At 63.3% G+C, this 1470-nt stretch carries 1 protein-coding gene and 1 CRISPR repeat array; the gene reads left to right on the top strand.

Annotated elements, in window-relative coordinates; translation table 11 throughout:
* Positions 1–130, top strand: a 130-nt coding sequence (locus OP79_RS58840; protein ID WP_211271025.1) for a helix-turn-helix domain-containing protein, incomplete at its 5' end; no start/stop codon positions are given.
* A 448-nt stretch (positions 131–578) separates the two neighbouring features.
* Positions 579–1138: a CRISPR direct-repeat array (repeat unit 36 nt; unit sequence GTTTCCGAACAACGCCCGCCTGAAGGGCATAGAAAC).
* Between the last annotated feature and the right edge of the window lie 332 nt (positions 1139–1470).

Here is a 1470-nt window from a genome sequence, read left to right as displayed (position 1 = left end):
CCGTACCCAGGGCGAGGTCGCTCGCGCCTACGGGGTGTCACAGGGCTGGGTCAGCCGACTGGTGGCCCGCTACCGCGCCGAGGGCGAGGCGGCGTTCGAACTGGCCCCGGCGAACCCCGAGTCCCCGTGAGTCCCCGTCCGTTCTGGCACGAGAGTGGCACGGCCGGGTGACCGTGCCACAGCTCCTCGATGCGAACTACGGGCAGAGCGATCACTGAAGCCGGGGAGGCTGGCCACGCGGCGCCTTGGGGTTGTCGCGACGGCGAGCGCAGTTGCAGTGGTTGCTGCACTTCACTGCTGTACCGTCGTCCCGCACCCTTCCCCGCGCTGCCGTACCGCTCCGGGTATCGGCACCGGGTACGTCCGCTCACCGCGCGCCGTGTACCCGCCGACCTGGGCGTAACCGCTCTGCGGCCGGATGGCTCCAGAAGGGTGGTTTCTGCGCGGCACGTTCCCGCAGGTCATGGCGCTGATCTACGGACGTGTGATGTGGATCACTGCTTTGGGTGTGCTCTTGCGATGATTTCTGCGCAACGGGCACCATCATCGCAGGTCAGATCCTGCCAAATCGGCGAAGGGTTTCCGACCAACGCCCGCTTAAAGGGCATAGAAACTTGTCGGCCCAGCCGGTGATCGCGTACACGAGGCTCATGGTTTCCGAACAACGCCCGCTTTAAGGGCATAGAATCGGGTCGACCGCCTTGAGCTTGTTGGTCCCGCTGTCCGTGTTTCCGAAAAACGCCCGCTTAAAGGGCATAGAAACTTCTGCGAACCGCAGACCGTGGCCATGTTGATGGCGCGTTTCCGAACAACGCCCGCCTGAAGGGCATAGAAACGACGAAGGCGATCATGAACCACCAGAACGCGAGGCCGGTTTCCGAACAACGCCCGCCTGAAGGGCATAGAAACTAGAGTTTGCCCTGGATGAGGTCCTGACTGCCGCCGTTGGCGAGGACGTTTCCGAACAACGCCCGCCTGAAGGGCATAGAAACCAGATGTGGCCGTTGTTGTCGAACTTCAGGATGGCGTGGTTTCCGAATAACGCCCGCCTGAAGGGCATAGAAACATCAGAATGCTGGTCGGGATGACCTGGGCACAACTGGTTTCCGACCAACGCCCGCTCAAAGGGCATAGAAACAGCAGACCGCCGCTGAACCCGTCCAGGAAGGCTGTCTTGTTTCCGATCAACGCCCGCTCAAAGGGCACGGCTTGGTGGCGGCGGGAGGTCGGCGGAGCGACTTTGGGCGGGAGCTGCCATGGGGCGAGTGATCATGGCCCCGTAAGCTTCCGGCGAGTCGGGCAGTCTGTGGACCTGCCCGTTAAAGCACGACGTCGGGGCCATGATCTTCGAGGCTCGCCCCATGGTGGCTGCCTAATCCGTTGCTAAGGGCGTTCCGAGGGAGCGGTTGGTTCTCGGGATGTTCAGGTGCCGGACCGCGACACCTCGTGGCTGCCGGGCAGGCAACGCCT

The sequence above is a fragment of the Streptomyces yerevanensis genome (assembly GCF_000716805.1).
In the GTDB taxonomy this organism is placed as follows: Bacteria; Actinomycetota; Actinomycetes; order Streptomycetales; family Streptomycetaceae; genus Streptomyces; species Streptomyces flaveus.
The sequence above is the reverse complement of the archived record's forward strand: the minus strand, read 5'-3'. Positions and strand labels throughout refer to the sequence as shown.